At 35.8% G+C, this 16,876-nt stretch carries 16 protein-coding genes and 1 tRNA gene; 13 read left to right on the top strand and 4 right to left on the bottom strand.

Features of this window, described 5'->3' with window-relative positions; translation table 11 throughout:
- The first annotated feature begins 279 nt into the window (after positions 1-279).
- The 4 genes from IV87_RS07420 (at position 280) to IV87_RS07400 (ending at position 4,167) form a co-directional block, all read left to right on the top strand.
- Positions 280-350, top strand: a tRNA-Cys gene (locus IV87_RS07420).
- Positions 351-601: 251 nt separating this feature from the next.
- Positions 602-1,312, top strand: coding sequence for a uracil-DNA glycosylase family protein (locus IV87_RS07415; RefSeq protein ID WP_057806956.1), 711 nt, complete (start codon positions 602-604; stop codon positions 1,310-1,312).
- Between the two features lie 399 nt (positions 1,313-1,711).
- A complete protein-coding gene (locus IV87_RS07405) occupies positions 1,712-2,140 on the top strand; it encodes a CopY/TcrY family copper transport repressor (protein WP_057806952.1) in 429 nt (142 codons plus the stop codon).
- On the top strand, positions 2,137-4,167 hold the full coding sequence (locus IV87_RS07400) for a heavy metal translocating P-type ATPase (RefSeq protein WP_057806950.1): 2,031 nt from the start codon (positions 2,137-2,139) through the stop codon (positions 4,165-4,167). The genes IV87_RS07405 and IV87_RS07400 overlap by 4 nt, the downstream gene beginning before the upstream one ends.
- 54 nt (positions 4,168-4,221) lie before the next feature.
- On the opposite strand, the gene IV87_RS07395 is transcribed toward IV87_RS07400, so the two are convergent.
- The gene (locus IV87_RS07395; RefSeq protein ID WP_057806948.1) at positions 4,222-4,731 is read right to left on the bottom strand and encodes a hypothetical protein; all 510 of its coding nucleotides are present in this window, start codon (positions 4,729-4,731) and stop codon (positions 4,222-4,224) included.
- A 151-nt stretch (positions 4,732-4,882) separates the two neighbouring features.
- On the opposite strand from IV87_RS07395, the gene IV87_RS07390 reads away from it, so the two are divergent.
- The 5 genes from IV87_RS07390 to pepF all read left to right on the top strand — a co-directional run bounded on the left by IV87_RS07390 (position 4,883) and on the right by pepF (position 10,246).
- Entirely contained in the window at positions 4,883-5,623 is a 741-nt protein-coding gene (locus tag IV87_RS07390) for an MBL fold metallo-hydrolase (protein WP_057806946.1), read from the top strand.
- A gap of 331 nt (positions 5,624-5,954) precedes the next feature.
- Positions 5,955-6,353, top strand: a complete 399-nt coding sequence (gene spxA, locus IV87_RS07385; protein WP_057784613.1) for a transcriptional regulator SpxA — start codon at positions 5,955-5,957, stop codon at positions 6,351-6,353.
- A gap of 123 nt (positions 6,354-6,476) precedes the next feature.
- Positions 6,477-7,190: an adaptor protein MecA gene (locus tag IV87_RS07380; RefSeq protein ID WP_057806944.1), complete on the top strand. Its 714-nt coding sequence runs from the start codon at positions 6,477-6,479 to the stop codon at positions 7,188-7,190.
- Positions 7,191-7,291: 101 nt separating this feature from the next.
- Positions 7,292-8,401 carry a competence protein CoiA gene (locus IV87_RS07375; protein WP_057806942.1) on the top strand — a complete coding sequence of 370 codons (1,110 nt, stop codon included), beginning with the start codon at positions 7,292-7,294 and terminating at the stop codon, positions 8,399-8,401.
- A 42-nt stretch (positions 8,402-8,443) separates the two neighbouring features.
- Positions 8,444-10,246 (top strand): oligoendopeptidase F, encoded by a 1,803-nt coding sequence (gene pepF / locus IV87_RS07370; protein WP_057806940.1) that lies wholly within the window; start codon positions 8,444-8,446, stop codon positions 10,244-10,246.
- Positions 10,247-10,323: 77 nt separating this feature from the next.
- Here the strand turns inward: pepF and IV87_RS07365 are convergent, their stop codons facing one another.
- On the bottom strand, positions 10,324-10,938 hold the full coding sequence (locus IV87_RS07365; protein WP_057806938.1) for a DsbA family protein: 615 nt from the start codon (positions 10,936-10,938) through the stop codon (positions 10,324-10,326).
- Positions 10,939-11,206: 268 nt separating this feature from the next.
- Between IV87_RS07365 and yjbM the strand changes: the two genes are divergently transcribed.
- From yjbM to mgtE, 4 genes are read left to right on the top strand one after another with little or no spacing between them, the layout of a single operon-like run.
- Entirely contained in the window at positions 11,207-11,857 is a 651-nt protein-coding gene (gene yjbM, locus IV87_RS07360; protein WP_057784618.1) for a GTP diphosphokinase, read from the top strand.
- Between the two features lie 6 nt (positions 11,858-11,863).
- Positions 11,864-12,670 (top strand): NAD kinase, encoded by an 807-nt coding sequence (locus tag IV87_RS07355; RefSeq protein ID WP_057806937.1) that lies wholly within the window; start codon positions 11,864-11,866, stop codon positions 12,668-12,670.
- Positions 12,660-13,559 carry an RluA family pseudouridine synthase gene (locus IV87_RS07350; protein WP_057806935.1) on the top strand — a complete coding sequence of 300 codons (900 nt, stop codon included), beginning with the start codon at positions 12,660-12,662 and terminating at the stop codon, positions 13,557-13,559. Before IV87_RS07355 ends, IV87_RS07350 begins: the two co-directional genes overlap by 11 nt.
- A 25-nt stretch (positions 13,560-13,584) precedes the next feature.
- Positions 13,585-14,937 (top strand): magnesium transporter, encoded by a 1,353-nt coding sequence (gene mgtE, locus IV87_RS07345; protein ID WP_057806932.1) that lies wholly within the window; start codon positions 13,585-13,587, stop codon positions 14,935-14,937.
- Between the two features lie 141 nt (positions 14,938-15,078).
- On the opposite strand, the gene IV87_RS07340 is transcribed toward mgtE, so the two are convergent.
- Together IV87_RS07340 and IV87_RS07335 are read right to left on the bottom strand one after the other, a co-directional pair.
- Positions 15,079-15,717, bottom strand: coding sequence for a copper homeostasis protein CutC (locus IV87_RS07340; RefSeq protein WP_082623546.1), 639 nt, complete (start codon positions 15,715-15,717; stop codon positions 15,079-15,081).
- A gap of 24 nt (positions 15,718-15,741) precedes the next feature.
- A complete protein-coding gene (locus IV87_RS07335) occupies positions 15,742-16,767 on the bottom strand; it encodes a lactonase family protein (RefSeq protein WP_057806929.1) in 1,026 nt (341 codons plus the stop codon).
- Positions 16,768-16,876: the final 109 nt, after the last annotated feature.

Below are 16,876 nucleotides of genomic sequence, written 5' to 3'. Positions count from 1 at the left end.
TAATGTACATTCTACAACCGCCCATTACATTACCGATATATTTTCATAGCAGGCTTAAGTATCTAATGAATCATTTCAAAAATATACTAAATGCAAATTCGCAAATAAGTTAACTTAGGTAAAAAATTTCAAAACATGATTGAAAAAATAAGTAGAAGTAAAGAACAAAAAAATAAGTCGAAGTAAAGAACACCTTTACAAAAAGCGCTCGCTGTGATAATCTGTTAAGCGTTGGCATTTTTGAAATCAACGATTCTTGATGCCCTTTATTATTTACATGGCGGTATAGCCAAGTGGTAAGGCAGAGGTCTGCAAAACCTTCATCACCGGTTCAAATCCGGTTACCGCCTTGAAATGTTTTATTTAAGTGAAACGGTTTTTTCCCACTTTTTGGGAAATTGATCGTTTTTTATTTTCGCAAAATTTATCAATAAAGCTTGGAAAAATACAGAGGTTATCATTTTGATGAATACCTATTACTGTGTTTGTTACTATTGGTAATGTTTAGATTTAAAAAAATATAAACAAAAACGAGTATTTTAACTAACCTAAATCAAGTAACGATGTTATCTAATTATATATAACAGAAAGAAAAGTATGTATGGGTGATCAAATGAGTTTCAGTAGAGAAATTTTAAATTTTAATAATGAACTGGCAGCGATATCAATTGATTTGCCTGATAAATTCAAAATTATCAATCCATATAGCGGTGATCAGAAGGAAGCCGTTCTTAAAACAACGTCAATATTTTATCAGAAATATTTTAATGATTTTAATTCTCGTCGGTTAATCCTTGGTAGCTCACCTGCGCGGCGTGGGACTGCTGTGACGGGTGTTCCTTTTGAAGACGCCGAAACACTGCAAAATGAAACCGGAATTTTGATTGATAACTTTCATATTAATCAATCTGCATCAAATTTTTTGAATGAAGTTATGAATAGATATGGTGGTAGAAAGCAGTTTTATGGTAATTTCTACCCAAGTTTTGTCTGTCCATTTGGATTAGCACGGATAAACTCAAAAGGAAATGAAGTCAACTGTAATTACTACGAAAATAAGAAAATTCAAAAGCTACTCTTTCCTTACATGATTAGTTCCATACGAAAACAGCTAGATTTTGGGATAGATACGTCAATATGTTATTGCATTGGTAGTGGGGAAAATTATAAAGTACTAACAGAAATAAATCAGAACTACCATTTTTTTAAAACGATAATTCCTTTAGAACATCCACGTTTTATTACACAATATAATTCTAGAAACAAAGACATGTATATGGAAAAATACCTTAAGGCTTTGAATCATGATTAGAAATTTAAAAAAGAGGAAATTCAACATTCAGCTGAATTCCTCTTTTTTAACGCACATTTTTAATTTTTGTCGTTTTTATTCATTAAAATAATTTTTCGAATACTCATGATAATGTCTGTAAAATCATAAGCTGCAAAAATAGTGATGATCCATCGATATCTGTTTGATGAATCTGTAGTGAAGAGATAATAAATAAAAAATATTCCAAATAGTAAATCCAAAATCATGTTAATAAGTATTGCACGACTAATTTTAATTTTCATAATTGACCTTTCTCTGTTAATTCAATGGTTCAATCATATCACATATTAATTTTTAGAGGCACTTTACACTTGACAATTTTCGACTACAAATGTAGTCTATAATATGTAAATTACATTTGTAGACGGAGGAAGAAAAATGACAGAAGAATTACCAATCACTAGTTCTGAATGGGAAGTTATGCGAATCATTTGGACAATGGGTCAAGCTACTAGTAATGAAGTGGTTCATTTATTATTAAATAAAAGAGCTTGGAAGGCATCTACAGTTAAAACGCTAATTAGTCGTTTAATGCAAAAAAAAATGTTAACAGCTCAAAAAGAGGGACACACAAATATTTATCAGTGTGCGATTCCAGAACGAGTGGCGATGCAAAGAGAAGCGACCCGACTATTTCAAAATATGTGTGCAATGAAGAATGGCGAGGTTTTAACACAGCTTGTAAAAGATCTTCAATTAAGCAAAACAGATATAGAAAAACTGCAGTCGGTATTAGTTGAAAAGGCAAAAACCGCACCGGATGAAGTTGCTTGTAATTGTATCCCAGAGGAGGAGACGGCAAAATGAATGATGATATGAATATGGGAAATGAAGAAATGCATATGGATCACGATATGATGAATCATGGTGTACATATGATGCACATGGGAAATTTAAAACAGAAATTTTGGGTGTCTTTAGTTTTAACGATTCCAATTATTCTCATGAGTCCAATGATGGGAGTTGATTTACCATTTCAATTTACCTTTACTGGATCTGATTGGATCGTTGCAGTACTGGCAACAATTCTATTTTTCTACGGTGGGAAACCTTTTTTTAGTGGTGCAAAAGGTGAATTACAAGCAAAGAAACCGGCAATGATGATGCTGATTACTATGGGAATCTCCGTTTCGTATCTTTATAGCATTTATGCATTTATTGCTAATGATATTCTTAAAATTCAACCTCAAAAAGAAAGCTTTTTCTGGGAACTTTCAACCCTAATTGTGATTATGCTACTTGGTCACTGGATTGAAATGAATGCTGTTAGTCGTGCTGGAAATGCGGTTGATGCACTTGGCAAGTTGCTTCCAGACAAAGCACATCTTGTAACGAAGAATCAAATTCAAGAAATTAAGAGTAACGAGATAGAAGAGCAACAAATATTACAGGTACGTGCGGGTGAAAAAATTCCAGCAGATGGTGTATTGGTTAGCGGTGAAACCAGTGTTAATGAAGCAATGGTTACAGGAGAAGCCCGACAAGTCACCAAAAAGGTTCATGATAAAGTAATCGGTGGATCAATCAATGGCGATGGCACCTTTGAATTCAAGGTTACTGGGACTGGAGAAACAGGTTATTTAGCACAGGTTCAAAAACTAGTTTCGAGTGCACAAGAAAGTAAATCTCAAGTGGAAACTATGGCGGATCGTGTAGCAGGATGGTTATTCTATGCTGCTTTAATAGTTGGAATTATTGCATTTGTAGCATGGACATCATTAAGTGGTCTTTCAATGGGAATGTCCATAGCAGTCACCGTATTGATCATTGCTTGTCCACATGCATTAGGGCTGGCTATCCCTCTAGTAACGGCGCGCAGTACAGCATTGGCAGCAAACCACGGTTTATTAATTCGTAATCGTGATGCAATGGAGGCTATTAAGAAAGTTAAGTATGTTTTAATGGATAAAACAGGAACCTTAACTGAGGGTAAATTTAAAGTAAATCATATTGAAAGCTATCAAAGTGATTTAAATGATGATCAGGTACTGCAATTAATGGCAAGTCTTGAAGCCAATTCAACTCATCCAATGGCTGTCGGAGTTTTAAATGCAGCAAAAAATAAAGGACTGTCTTTACTAACTGCAAAGAATACAAGTCAGATTACTGGAGTTGGTATCAAGGGCAGAATTGAAGAGCAGCAATATAAAATTGTTTCGGCAACTTATTTGAAAGAACAAGCCATTGCTTATGATACTAAATCGTTTGAAAAATGGGCAAATGAAGGAAATTCAGTAGCCTATTTAATTCATAACCAACAGGTTGTAGGGATGCTTGCAGAAGGTGACCAAATTAAGCCAACCGCTAAACGCGCAATACAAGCGTTTAAGGACATGCAAATTCAACCCGTTATGTTGACCGGTGATAATGAAGAAACGGCTTCTGTGGTTGCTCGTGAGCTTGGTATTTCAATTTATCGTGCCCAGTTGCACCCGGAAGATAAACAAAAAATTATTAGTGATTATCAAAATAGCGGTAATCATGTCATGATGGTAGGGGATGGGGTTAATGATGCTCCCAGTTTAGCTAAGGCTGATATTGGCATTGCAATTGGTTCCGGAACAGATGTTGCGATTGAATCAGCAGATATCATCTTGGTCAAAAGTGATCCGATGGACATTGTAAGTTTTATTAAATTAGCTAAAAATACACATACCAAAATGATGCAAAATTTGTGGTGGGGAGCCGGTTATAATTTAATTGCCATTCCGGTAGCTGCAGGTGTATTGGCGCCACTAGGTTTTATGCTAGATCCCATGGTAGGAGCAGTGATTATGTCAATGAGTACGATTATCGTGGCCATTAACGCAATGACTCTGAAAGTTCAGAAATAATAAAAGTTCTGCATGAGTTTAAGGTTTAGAGGCCTTGAATTATGCAGAACTTTTTTAGGATTGTAAACTGTGAAGTTGATAAGCTGTATAGTTTGAATCGTGATAATCATATGCACCGCTATCACTATATATTTTGAACGGTGAAAAACTCTTTGAACGGCGCCAAATTGCATAGTCTGAATCCAATTGCCAGATAGTTAAAATAATACGTTCATTAAAATGATTTTGAGGTTGGAGCACAAACAAATCATTTAATCCAAGAGGTAGGCGACTAGGTGTGGCCAATTGTGCTATTTTTGCATCGAGTACTTTTATTTCCTCTTTCGAGAGTGTCATAAAGGAAAAACGATAAAAGCCATTCCAAACAAAATTACCGGTATGGAACTTAATTTGGTAAATTAATGGATTGGCAAAAACTGAAGGTTTACCAGAAACGTCCAATAGTTGAAAATCGTTATGAATTGATGTACTTGATAAGGTTATAAAGCGACGTTCCGGATTGTTTTTCTCAATTTGCTTTAAAATTGGCCAACTGCCAAAGGTTGATGAAATTTTATCAATCATTATAATCCCTCCAATTGTTTACGTCTTCATTATACCTTGTTATCTCTAATTAATGAAAAGGTTTTCTCTTTCAAATAGAATATGTTAAATTAAAGAAGGACAGCATTTATTATTAAGAGATATTTGAGTAGATGAAAGGGGATTTTCTAAAATGAAATTAACAGTATTAGGGTACTATGGTGGTTATCCATGGAATGGCGATGGTACGAGTGCTTATTTATTGCAGTCCGATAATTATAATCTACTTTTGGATTGCGGAAGTGACGCGTTATTAACTTTGGAAAAGGTTTTGGATCCACTTCAATTAGATGCCGTATTACTTTCACACTATCATCATGATCACACAGCAGATGTGGGTGTTTTGCAATACTTTTGGCAGTTAAAGGAAGGTGTCAAAAAAGAATCTGTTTTGCCAATATATGGGCATACACAGGATCCACTGAATTTTGGTGCCTTAACTTGGCCGGGAGCAACAGTTGGAAAACCATATAGTGCTGATCAGAAACTGGACCTGGGACCTTTCGAAATAACTTTTTTACAAACCCATCATCCAGTGGCCGCATTTGCAGTTCGGATTGAAGAAAAGACGAGTCATAAAGTGCTTGTATTTACGTCTGACACTGCATATTTTGCAGATCTTGCCAATTTTGCCAAGAATGCCGATTTATTAATGACAGATACTAATTTTTATGCAAACAAAGAGGGAAAAAAGTGGCATATGACTTCTGCAGAATCGGGTTTACTCGCAAAGCAAGCGCAAGTTCAAAATTTGCTACTAACGCACTTACCGCAAATTGGTAACCTTGACCAATTAGTAAATGAGGCAGCTGAAAAAGCGGGAACAAACGTTCAAGTTATGCATGCATCAAAACTCTTTAAGTACACGGTATAACATTCAAAAATTAAAATTGGTATAGGCGATACTTAAGAGCTTTTTTACAAGAAACTTAACTTTTTATCATTAATAAATATTATTAGACTTAATAAGAAAAAAATTAAGAAGACTTCATGAACAAATCAACCTTATTCTTTCATTTGACACATAATAGTCTTTAAATTGACATAATTTTTAAAACTGTCAATTAACGGTTTACAAAAAGTAAGAACTTTTTTCAAAAAACTATGGTTTTAATTCTCGTTTCAGGTTATAATAGTCATTGTAAAGAAATTGAATTTGCTTTACACAAAGCACATTTTGGTTCAATTGCTAAGGAGGAAAAAATATGGTTACTTTATATACTTCACCGAGTTGCACTTCTTGCAGAAAAGCACGAGCTTGGCTAAAGGAAAACAACATTCCATTTAAGGAACGTAATATTTTTTCCGAACCATTGACGATGGATGAGATTAAATCGATTCTACGAATGACTGAAAATGGAACGGAAGAAATTATTTCAAAACGTTCTAAAGTATTTCAAAAACTTAATATTAATCTTGATGAATTACCATTACAAAAATTATTTGATTTGATTCAGAAAAATCCTGGGTTGCTTCGTCGACCAATTATTTTGGATGAAAAACGACTTCAGGTTGGATACAATGAAGATGAAATTCGTCGTTTCTTACCTCGAGATGTCAGAGCTTATGAGTTAAGAGAAGCACAACGATTAGCAGATTTGTAAAATAAAAGACAGGTTAATTGCAAAAAGTTAGATTTGTGGGATAATATCCATGAATCTAATTTTTTATTGGGTTCTGTTGTGACGCACAACAGATAAATGCAACGAGAGGTTGGGGGTGCGAACATGGAAATGGAACGAATAAATGATGATACGATTCGAGTTTTAATCGGAAACGATGATTTAACTGAACGTGGCATTACAGTTCTTGATTTATTGGGAAGTCATAAACAAATAGAGGATTTTTTCTATAGTATTTTACAGGAAGTAGATACGGATCATCAATTTCAAGAAAATGATGCCGTTACTTTTCAGGTGTTACCTAACCGAAATGGCTTGGAACTTTTTATCAGTAAAAATGCTGATATGAAGGGTAACTCAAAAGTAAGTTCTGATAATAAAACATTTAACATTAACAATGAAGACGATGTTTCGGAATTTCTTAAGCATCAATTAATTCAACATGATAATGAAGATACCAAGAAAAAGGCTCAAACGAAAGATTCTAGTCCAGCTGACTTAGATCCCTATTTAAATGATCCGGACACGAATACGCAAGAATTTGTTTTGAAACTACCAAGTTTTGAAAGTATGCCCGAAATTGCGCGTGTTCTTCGACTTGATAGTGCAGCTTCAAATTTGTTTAAATATAAGGGTGACTATTATTTAGATTTGATTTTCTTTGTTGATGAATCAAGTCCAGAAACAATTAAAAATGAATTGGCAGTTGCTTACGAGTACGCAGATACTTCAGAAGTAACCGCTGATGTTTTACATGAACATGGTCAAGAGATAATGAGTCAAAGTGCTTTGGAGTTGACGCGTCACTACTTTAAATAATTAAAAACTAAGATACTAACGGTAAAATGTTAGTATTTTTTTATGCCTTTTTTAATGAGTTTTGTGTCTTTTGACGTATCTTGCTTTTGGAGGGGATGCATATGTTTGTTGCAAATGACCATGAGCAAAGTATCTTAGCTGCTGATGCACACCGAGAAAATCAGTATACCTGTCCGGGTTGTGGTCAAAATGTCATTCTAAGACAAGGGCAAATGCGGTTGACACATTTTGCTCATCATGCGGGAACAGATTGTCATTTATTTAGTGAAGGTGAAACTAAAATTCATTTGATGGGTAAGACTAAAATATTTAATTGGTGTCGCCAAAATCATTTAGCAGTAAAACTAGAAGCCTATTTACCAAAGCTAAAACAACGCCCAGATGTGTTGGTATATTGGCATCATCATCGAACAGCGCTTGAGTTTCAATGCAGTCCGATCTCTTATGAAAGATTAGAGCAACGAACTAAAGGTTATCGAATTAATGGTTATAAGGTTTGGTGGATTTTAGGACCTACCTACTTAACAAGTAAGTTAACACTTGAAAAAATTTCTAAATTTGCCTATTTTCAAAAATCATTAGGTCTATTTGTTTCTTTTTATAATCCTCAAAGTGATCAGTTTATCGTTAAACACCATATTACTCAAGATTTATTTGGCAAATTAAAATGGCGCGACTATTCATTTAATCCTTCGAAATCTGCCTTTAATGGCTTCTTTAATCGAATCAGAACAGATACTATAGATGCCCAGCCAGATCGCTATCGAGAAGCACTGGAATTACAGCGACGTTTATTAGGAAGATATACTGATAAGCATTTAAAGCAAATTCAGCTTATTTGTTACGCGCATCATTTAAATTTAGCCGGATGTCCCTGGGTCATTCATGCGCATGATTTTAGGTTACCAATGGGCGAACATATACCATTAGAAGTGAAAATCAAATTTTTAATCAAGCTTCAAAATACAACTAGATCTCATTTTTCGTATCAGATGCTTGCAGCTTGGTTTCAAGAGTCAGTTCAAAATAATGGTTTGCAGTTTCCGAATGCAATTAATTCGCAGGCTTATGATGAATTAAATTTTCGCGAATGGCTTCAAAGCCTAACTTCTGCCAATCTCCTTAAGTACAATCAAAATCACTATCAGTTGATTAACTCTCCTTTTTGGTACGCAGACATTACACAAAAATTGCGCCATTTTCATTCGTAGTGTGCTAAAGTAAGATTTAATTTACGATAGGAGGAAATGTGAATGACTGAGATAAAACAATTACCTAAACGAGATGAAGTACCAGTTGAATTGACCTGGGATCTAACTAGTATTTTTGAAAATAAAGAAGCGGTTGATTCTGCGATTGCAAAATTGAATCCAGAAATAAAAACGTTACTTGCCCAACAAGGAACACTGAAAGATAGTTCTGAAAACCTGTTAAAGGTGATTCAGGCTGAACTAAAAATTCAGAATCAGTTAGAACATCTTTATGTGTATGCTGAACTAAAGAACGATCAAGATACGGGAAACAATGTGAACCAAGGGCTAAAAGACCAAATTACTGGTTTAGTCTCTAAAACCTCTGCACAATTGGCTTGGATAGAACCAGAAATTTTGGCTATCCCAAATGAAAAATTGACAGAGTTTCAAAACAGTGACCCTAAACTTAAACCTTATGAACATTTTTTGGCTGTTTTAAAGTTAAAAAAAGATCATATTTTATCTGCGAAGGAAGAAGCAATATTAGCAGGTGCTAGCTCTATTTTTGATTCTTCAGAAAAAGTATTTGGTATTTTAGATAATTCGGATCTAAAATTTCCGTTTGTAAAGAACGATACAGGGCAAACTGTCCAGCTTTCTCAAGGAATGTATTCAACCTTGTTACAATCGACAGATCAGGCTGTACGTAAACAAGCATTTGTGCAATTGTATGCCGTTTATGAACAATTTAGAAACACGTTTGCTGCCACTCTAGCCGGTGAAGTAAAAGTGCATAATTTTAACGCCCAAATTCGCGGTTTTAAAGATGCACGGCAAGCAGCAATGAGTGAAAATACAATCCCTGAATCAGTTTATTCAAATCTTGTTACGGAAGTGAATTCTCATTTAGATTTACTTCATCGCTATGTTGAGTTAAGAAAGAAAATTCTTAATTTGAAAGAGATGCATATGTATGATCTATATACACCTATTACAGGAAAATCACCCTTAAGTTATACTTATCAGGAAGCTCAAAAAGAAGCCAAACAGGCACTTCAAATTATGGGTAATGATTATGTTAATCATGTAGATGAAGCATTCAATAATCGGTGGATTGATGTCGTTGAAAATCAAGGTAAACGTAGTGGTGCTTATTCGTCAGGAGTGTACGGAACAAATCCATTTATGCTATTAAATTGGCAAGACGATTTGGATAATCTGTTTACGCTGGTGCATGAAATGGGTCACAGTATGCATACTTATTACACCACACATAATCAACCCTACCAATATGGTGATTACGCCATTTTTGTAGCTGAAATTGCATCAACAACTAATGAAAATATTTTGACCTCATATTTACTGAATAAATATGATGACCCACAAATTAGATTGTATGTTTTAAACCATTATTTAGATGATTTTAAAGGAACTGTATATCGTCAAACACAATTTGCCGAATTTGAACAATTTATTCATGCGGCGGATGCTAAAGGGGAGCCTTTGACGGCGGAAATGATGTCGTCTTATTATGGTGACTTAAATCATCGTTACTATGGAAATGCAGTTATTAATGATTCACAGATCAAGTCTGAATGGACACGAATTCCTCATTTTTACTATAACTTTTATGTTTATCAATATGCAACTGGTTTTGCTGCCGCATCTTCATTAGCAAATGGTGTTACACAAAAGAAACCTAATGCACTTGAAAACTATCTTAATTACTTGAAATCCGGTAGTTCTGATTTTCCATTAAATGTGATGAAAAAAGCAGGGGTTGATATGACTAAAACAGACTATTTGGAAGATGCTTTTCAAGTATTTGAAGAACGGTTAAATGAATTTGAAAATTTAGTCTAGAAATAAAAAGTTTCCTAGCAACAGCGATTTACGGCCGTGATTGTTAGGAAACTTTTTATTATAAGTGCTTGATAACTTTATAAAACATGTGGAAATGAAACAGATGCATGGGAAAAACTGATTGAGTCAGAAAGTGGGCATTCAGAATCTTGACAAATTTGTTGAAGGATACTGTTATTGAAGTCTTCAACCAGAATACCACAATCGTCACCATCGGCGTTGAAAATGACGGCGGAAGGTGAAACGGAAACATTCATTTCGGATGCGGTTTGTTGATCTGATTTGAACGCATCCTGAGCTAATTGAGAACGACGATCGGTTTCAAACATGGTTAAATCAAGATTAGCCTTTTGTGCAATCTTTGTACCCAATTCTTTTGAATAAGGTAAATTTTGAGTTGTAATTTCATTTTGAATTAATTTCAAAAAGTTACGACCATGACGTTTACATTGAAATAAGGCGGCCTTGTAATCTAATATCATGTGGTACATATCCTCAGACAAGTCGTTATAAGAACGATAGTTTTGGTTGGCTGCACTGTGAAGATAGTTTTGAATTATTTGCATATTTAACATAGGGACAATCTGAAAACTAACCTTTTGATCCACATTATGAACAAAGTCCATCATGACTCTTTCAGAATTCATGCATTGCTCGCCCCATGGTGTCACGAACAAATAGACATCAAGCATTGATTTTTCCTCCATCAAAATTAATTCACTTTTTAATTTGAATATTTATAAAAGACAACAATATAGACTTTACCAAATTTTGAAAAAATATCAAATAAATTGTTTTTGGTAATCTGAATTCAGCTGTATCTTAGCGCACATTGTCTAAGAAGGTAAAGAAATGTGCCCTAAAAAGTTAGTAAAAAACGAAGAATAGCGTTTAGGCAGATTAACAATCGGTTTTATGCTAAAATCATAGGTAGTGTTTTAAAAAAGTGAGGCAAGATACGTGATTGATAATTGGGAACAGTTCTTATTACCATACAAACAAACCGTGGATGAACTGAAAATTAAATTGCGCGGTATTCGAAAACAATTTCAAAACGATGATCAACAAAGTCCAATTGAATTTGTAACGGGACGGGTTAAACCTGTATCCAGTATCAAAGAAAAAATGGTGCGTCGTCAAGTTCGAGAAGATCGATTAGAACAAGATATGCAAGATATTGCTGGCGTACGGGTCATGTGCCAATTTGTTGAAGATATCTATCAAGTAGTGGATCTTCTTCGAAAACGAACCGATATGACGATTATTGAGGAACGCGATTACATTAATAACGAAAAACCAAGTGGCTATCGTTCTTATCATATCGTGGTGGAATATCCAGTTCAGTTGATTTCTGGAGAAAAGAAAATCTTAGCAGAAATCCAGATTCGAACACTAGCAATGAATTTTTGGGCAACAATTGAACATTCTTTGAACTATAAATATCAAGGAGAATTTCCTAAAGAATTAAGTGATCGACTGCAAAGAGCTTCAGAAGCGGCTTTTTCGTTAGATGAAGAAATGTCGGAAATCCGTGAAGAAATACAAGAAGCGCAAAAGCTGTTTTCTAGAGAACGGTCGGACCACAATATGTATGGATCACATAAGGACTGATAAAAAATGAAAGTAGCCGTTTATTGTAAACAGGCAAATAATGCTCAAGATGTCGCTGACAAATTAGTAGAAAAACTAAAAGCCAACAAAATAACGATCGATCGGGAGCGACCCGATATTGTTGTGACCGTTGGTGGGGATGGGACCCTTTTATCTGCGTTTCAATATTATCAAACGCAGTTAGAAAATGTGCGTTTCATTGGTGTCCATACGGGTCACTTGGGTTTTTATACAGATTGGCGCGACTATGAACTTGATGAATTAATTTTAGCTATTAAAGCGGATAATGGAGAATGTGTAGGTTATCCGATTCTGGATATTGATGTCACTATGGTAGGAGAAACTACTCCTATTCGTTATCACGCTGTTAATGAATCCACGATAAAAAAAGTATCGTCAACTTTGGTGGCTGACGTCTACTTCAAGGACCGTTTTTTTGAACGTTTTCGTGGCGATGGTCTTTGTATTTCTACCCCAACTGGGTCAACAGCTTATAACAGATCACTTGGTGGTGCTGTTGTTCATCCGCAACTTGAAGTATTACAAATGGCTGAAATTGCATCAATCAATAATCGGGTATTTAGAACTTTGGGAGCTTCTATTATTCTGGCGCCCGATGAGTGGATTACATTACGTCCGGCACATGGTGGCGATTTTAATTTTACCGCTGATCAGGTTAATATTTTTGATGCACCCATTGAACAAATTAAGTATCGAATTGGTGAACAGAAGATTAATTTTGCTAAGTACCGCCATACTGATTTTTGGGGTCGAGTACGAAACGCATTTATTGGAGATGGCAATGAAGTTTAATTGGCAGGTAAACGTGGAAAGTCCGGAGAAGATCCGAACTTTTTTATATCAAAAGGGGATTTCGCGAACTTTACTTAAGGGAATCAAGTTTCATGGTGGAAGTATTGAACTAAATCATCAACCGGCACGGGTTATTGAAACTGTGGTGACAGGCGATGTGATCACACTTTTATTACCACCAGAAGTTGAAAATGATCATGTGGCTGTTTCAAATGAACCAATCGAGATTTGCTATGAAGATGCGCATTTTTTGGTTGTTAATAAGCCTGCTTATTTGGCCACAGTGCCGTCTCACTTATATTCAAATGATACACTTGTGAATCGTGTGAAAGGTTATTATAAAAGACAAAATTATGAAAGCTTGGTGACACACGTTGTGACGCGGTTAGATCGAGAAACGTCTGGCTTAGTAATTTTTGCGAAACATCATTTTGCACATTCTGTACTCGATAAACAACTTAAACGACACGCAATAAAGAAAATTTATTTGGCAGTTGTGGAAGGTCATATCAATCAAAAACACGGATTGATCGATTTACCGATTGCTCGTGAAGAAGGTTCATTTATTCGCCGACAAGTCACTTCTGGTGAAATGGGTCGCCGTTCTCTGACAGAATATTGGGTGGTTAAATCATTAAAAGAAGCTACTTTACTTCGTGTTCGTTTACATACGGGACGAACTCACCAAATTAGAGTACATTTTTCGGCGCTTAAACATCCTTTAGTTGGAGATGTTTTGTATGGCGGAAGCTGTAGTGGCTACATGCAACGTCAAGCTTTACATTGTGCATCAATTTCTTTTTTTAATCCGTTTTTAAATCAGCAAATAACAGTTTGGGCGCCGTTACCAAAAGATCTGGCTGCTTATTTAAAACAAGAATCACGTTAACTGTTCTAGGCAAGGGGGACTAAGCATGGCAGAAGAACTTGACCAAATTGAACTTGAAATAGTGACATTGTTAAATAAGCATGCGAAAAAGAAGTTTCGAAATCTTTTTTTGAGTTTGCATGGTTATGAGCAAAGTCAAATTTTTGCGAAATTGGATCTTAATCAAAGAAAAATAAGTTATGCTTTGCTCACTCCAAAAGAACTAGCTAATGTTTTTGATGACACTGAAGAAGATCCAGTCGAGACTGCTAAGTATCTTGAGGAAATGGATTCACAATATGCAGCACGTTTACTGACCGAAATGTACACTGATAATGTGGTTGATATTTTGTCGGGCATGCGTCCGATTAAACAACGAAAATATTTAAACTTACTACATGGCGATGAAGCAAAACAGGTTCGTGATCTAATTCATTATGAGGACGAAACTGCTGGATCACTGATGACCACTGAGTATATCAAGGTTACCGATGAACAAACGATTGGTAGCGCTATGCAACAAGTTAAACGTGAAGCTCAAGAAGCAGAACTGGTCACCTACATTTACGTAGTTAATAAACAAAATATTTTGGTTGGTGTGCTTTCTGTTCGTGATTTAATTACGCATGGTGATGAAGAAAAAGTTGCAAACGTGATGACTACTCGTGTTCTGGCCGTTGATGTAAATGAGGACCAAGAGGCTATTGCAGAACAGGTTCGTGACTATAATTTTGTTGCAATTCCTGTTGTAAATCAAACTGAAGAACTGCTCGGAATTATTACGGTTGACGATATTATTGACGTTATTGATGAGGAATCAGCTGAAGACTATTCTCGCTTGGCGGGTGTTGATACAGAAAGTGTGACGCGCAATCCCTTTCAGACTGCTCTAAAGAGGCTACCATGGTTGATTACGCTTTTGTTTTTGGGAATGTTAACAGCGACTTTAATTAATCATTTTGAGGGCCTTTTGTCCGAAGTAAGTGTCTTGGCTATTTTTATTTCTTTAATTACCGGTACTGCAGGTAATGCAGGAACTCAAAGTTTGGCGGTTGCGGTGCGGCGGTTAGCGACCAATAGTCATTTAAAAATCTGGCGATTGATTTTAAATGAGATTGCTACTGGAATTATTATTGGCATTATTACAGGGCTTTGTGTCTGGCTCATGGTTGGTCTGTGGAAGCAAAATCTCTTATTAGGTGGCGTTGTCGGTGCTGCCATGGCAAGTGCAATTTTTGTTGCCAATTTAGCTGGTAGTTTGATTCCCATTGGAATGGAAAAATTAGGTGTAGATCCCGCAGTAGCAAGTGGTCCGTTTATTTCAACGCTCAGTGACCTGACCAGCGTATTAATTTATTTCAATATTGCTCAGTATTTTCTGCAACTATTTATTAGGTAGAATATGAACCTGAGAGAATTGTCCTTTATGGTCACTAGTTTGGCATAACAAAAATGAGACATACAAATTTAATAGAGATTGAAACTGCATAAAAAAACTAAGCCTAATTTGTTTAGGCTTAGTTTTTTTGGTTAATCAGGTTTAAAGGGCACCAACAATACGTGTACCATGGGCTTCGCTAACGTTGAGTTCTTTTGTAACTTCAGTTAAGTTTTGAGCAGTAATGCCACCACCAGGAAGAATAATTAATCGGTGATTGGTTTGAGCAATTGTTTGCTTTAGATGTTCATAATTTGTAGCTATGGTTGTATCTAGTGAACCACCATGAGTTAGAATTCGATCAACACCGGCTTCAGCGAGCCAATCGATGGCCATATTTTGTTTTTCTTTAGGAATGGCATCAAATGCCATATGAAAAGTGATTTGCATACCTCCGGCGGCGGCAATGAGCATTTTTAGGGCATCGGTATCTAAACTACCATCTTTGTTTAAGGCTCCAAAAACAACACCGTCAACGCCTAATTCTTGTGCCTGAAAAACGTCTGCTTCCATGATTTTGAGTTCAGTATCAGTATAAACAAAATTGCCGCCACGTGGACGAATCATAGCCATAACGGGTATGTGATGTTCGCTCGCATATTTTTGTGTTTCAGCCATAACGCCTTTACTAACGGTCGTGCCACCAACGGCTAAATTATCACAGAGCTCAATTCGATTTGCTCCAGCGCGAATTGCAGCCGGAACATTGGTAAAATTTTCTACAGCTACTTCTTTAATAATCATTTTTTAGCTCCTTGAATAGGTTTAATTGAATAAGACGCAAACACCTTCGGGAACAGCCACATCTTTTTCCAATAAAGTTAGTTTGCCTGTTTCTTTTGAACGTGAGAAGAGAGTGGCATTATCTGTGTTTTGGTTAACGCAAACAACGAAATTTTCACTAGGGTCCAACGAAAAGTCACGTGGGAAGCTGCCTTCAACTGAGATGTTTTGAACCAAACTGAGTGATCCATCAGAACTGACTTTGAACACAGCTAATGAATCATAGCCACGATTAGAAACATAAACAAAATGATCATCTGAGCTTATTTTGATTGCTGCAGCGCCATTATGTGAATGCCATGTGGTTGGAATCGTACTGATAGACTGAACATGACTAAATTTACCATTTTGTTGATCGTAGTCCAGCACTTCTACAGCACTACCAAGTTCGCCAGCGAGATAAGCTTTTGAGCCATGATGGGCGAAAACAATATGACGGGGGCCAAAGCCCGCTTTTGTTTTGTATCGGGCAACTTCAGATAGTTTACCATCGTCAGAAACATCATAAGTGTAAACTTCGTCAGTTCCTAAATCGCAAACTACCAAACGGTTATCTGGGGTTAAATCGCTAAAATGAACATGTGCACCGTCAGATTGCTCAGGTTTTGGTCCCTTACCTGAATGAGTAACCACATCAGTTTGTTTTAATGTGCCATCCGCTTGAATTTTATAAACGTTAACTGTTGCCAAGTGATAATTTGAGCTATAAACTAATTGTCGATCTTCGTCAACAGCGACGTATGCTGGTGAATTTCCAGGTGTAACTGCATGTTGAACAATTTCTGCTGGCGTTTTGTTAAGATCAATAACAGCTAAACCACCATCAGCTTCTTTTTGATCAACTGTATAAAGATAATTACGATTTGATTTTGCGACATAAGTTGGGTTACCAAGTTGTGCAACCAGTTGTAAATCTTTAAGTGAGTTGGTTTCTGTGTCTAAAGTCATCTGGTAAACACCATGACTAGTTTTTTTAGTGTATGTGCCAATGAAAAATGATTCCTTCAAAATAAGGACCTCCTTGTATTCTCTAATACAAAATTATAGCACATTTTGAAAACATCCTGTGTACGCTTCCATTTTCTTTATAACTCAATTGCGACTATGCTACAATGAA

It is taken from the genome of Pediococcus ethanolidurans, from assembly GCF_001437405.1.
Classification (GTDB): domain Bacteria; phylum Bacillota; class Bacilli; order Lactobacillales; family Lactobacillaceae; genus Pediococcus; species Pediococcus ethanolidurans.
Note: the sequence above shows the minus strand (reverse complement) of the source record. Positions and strands in the feature narration are given on the sequence as shown.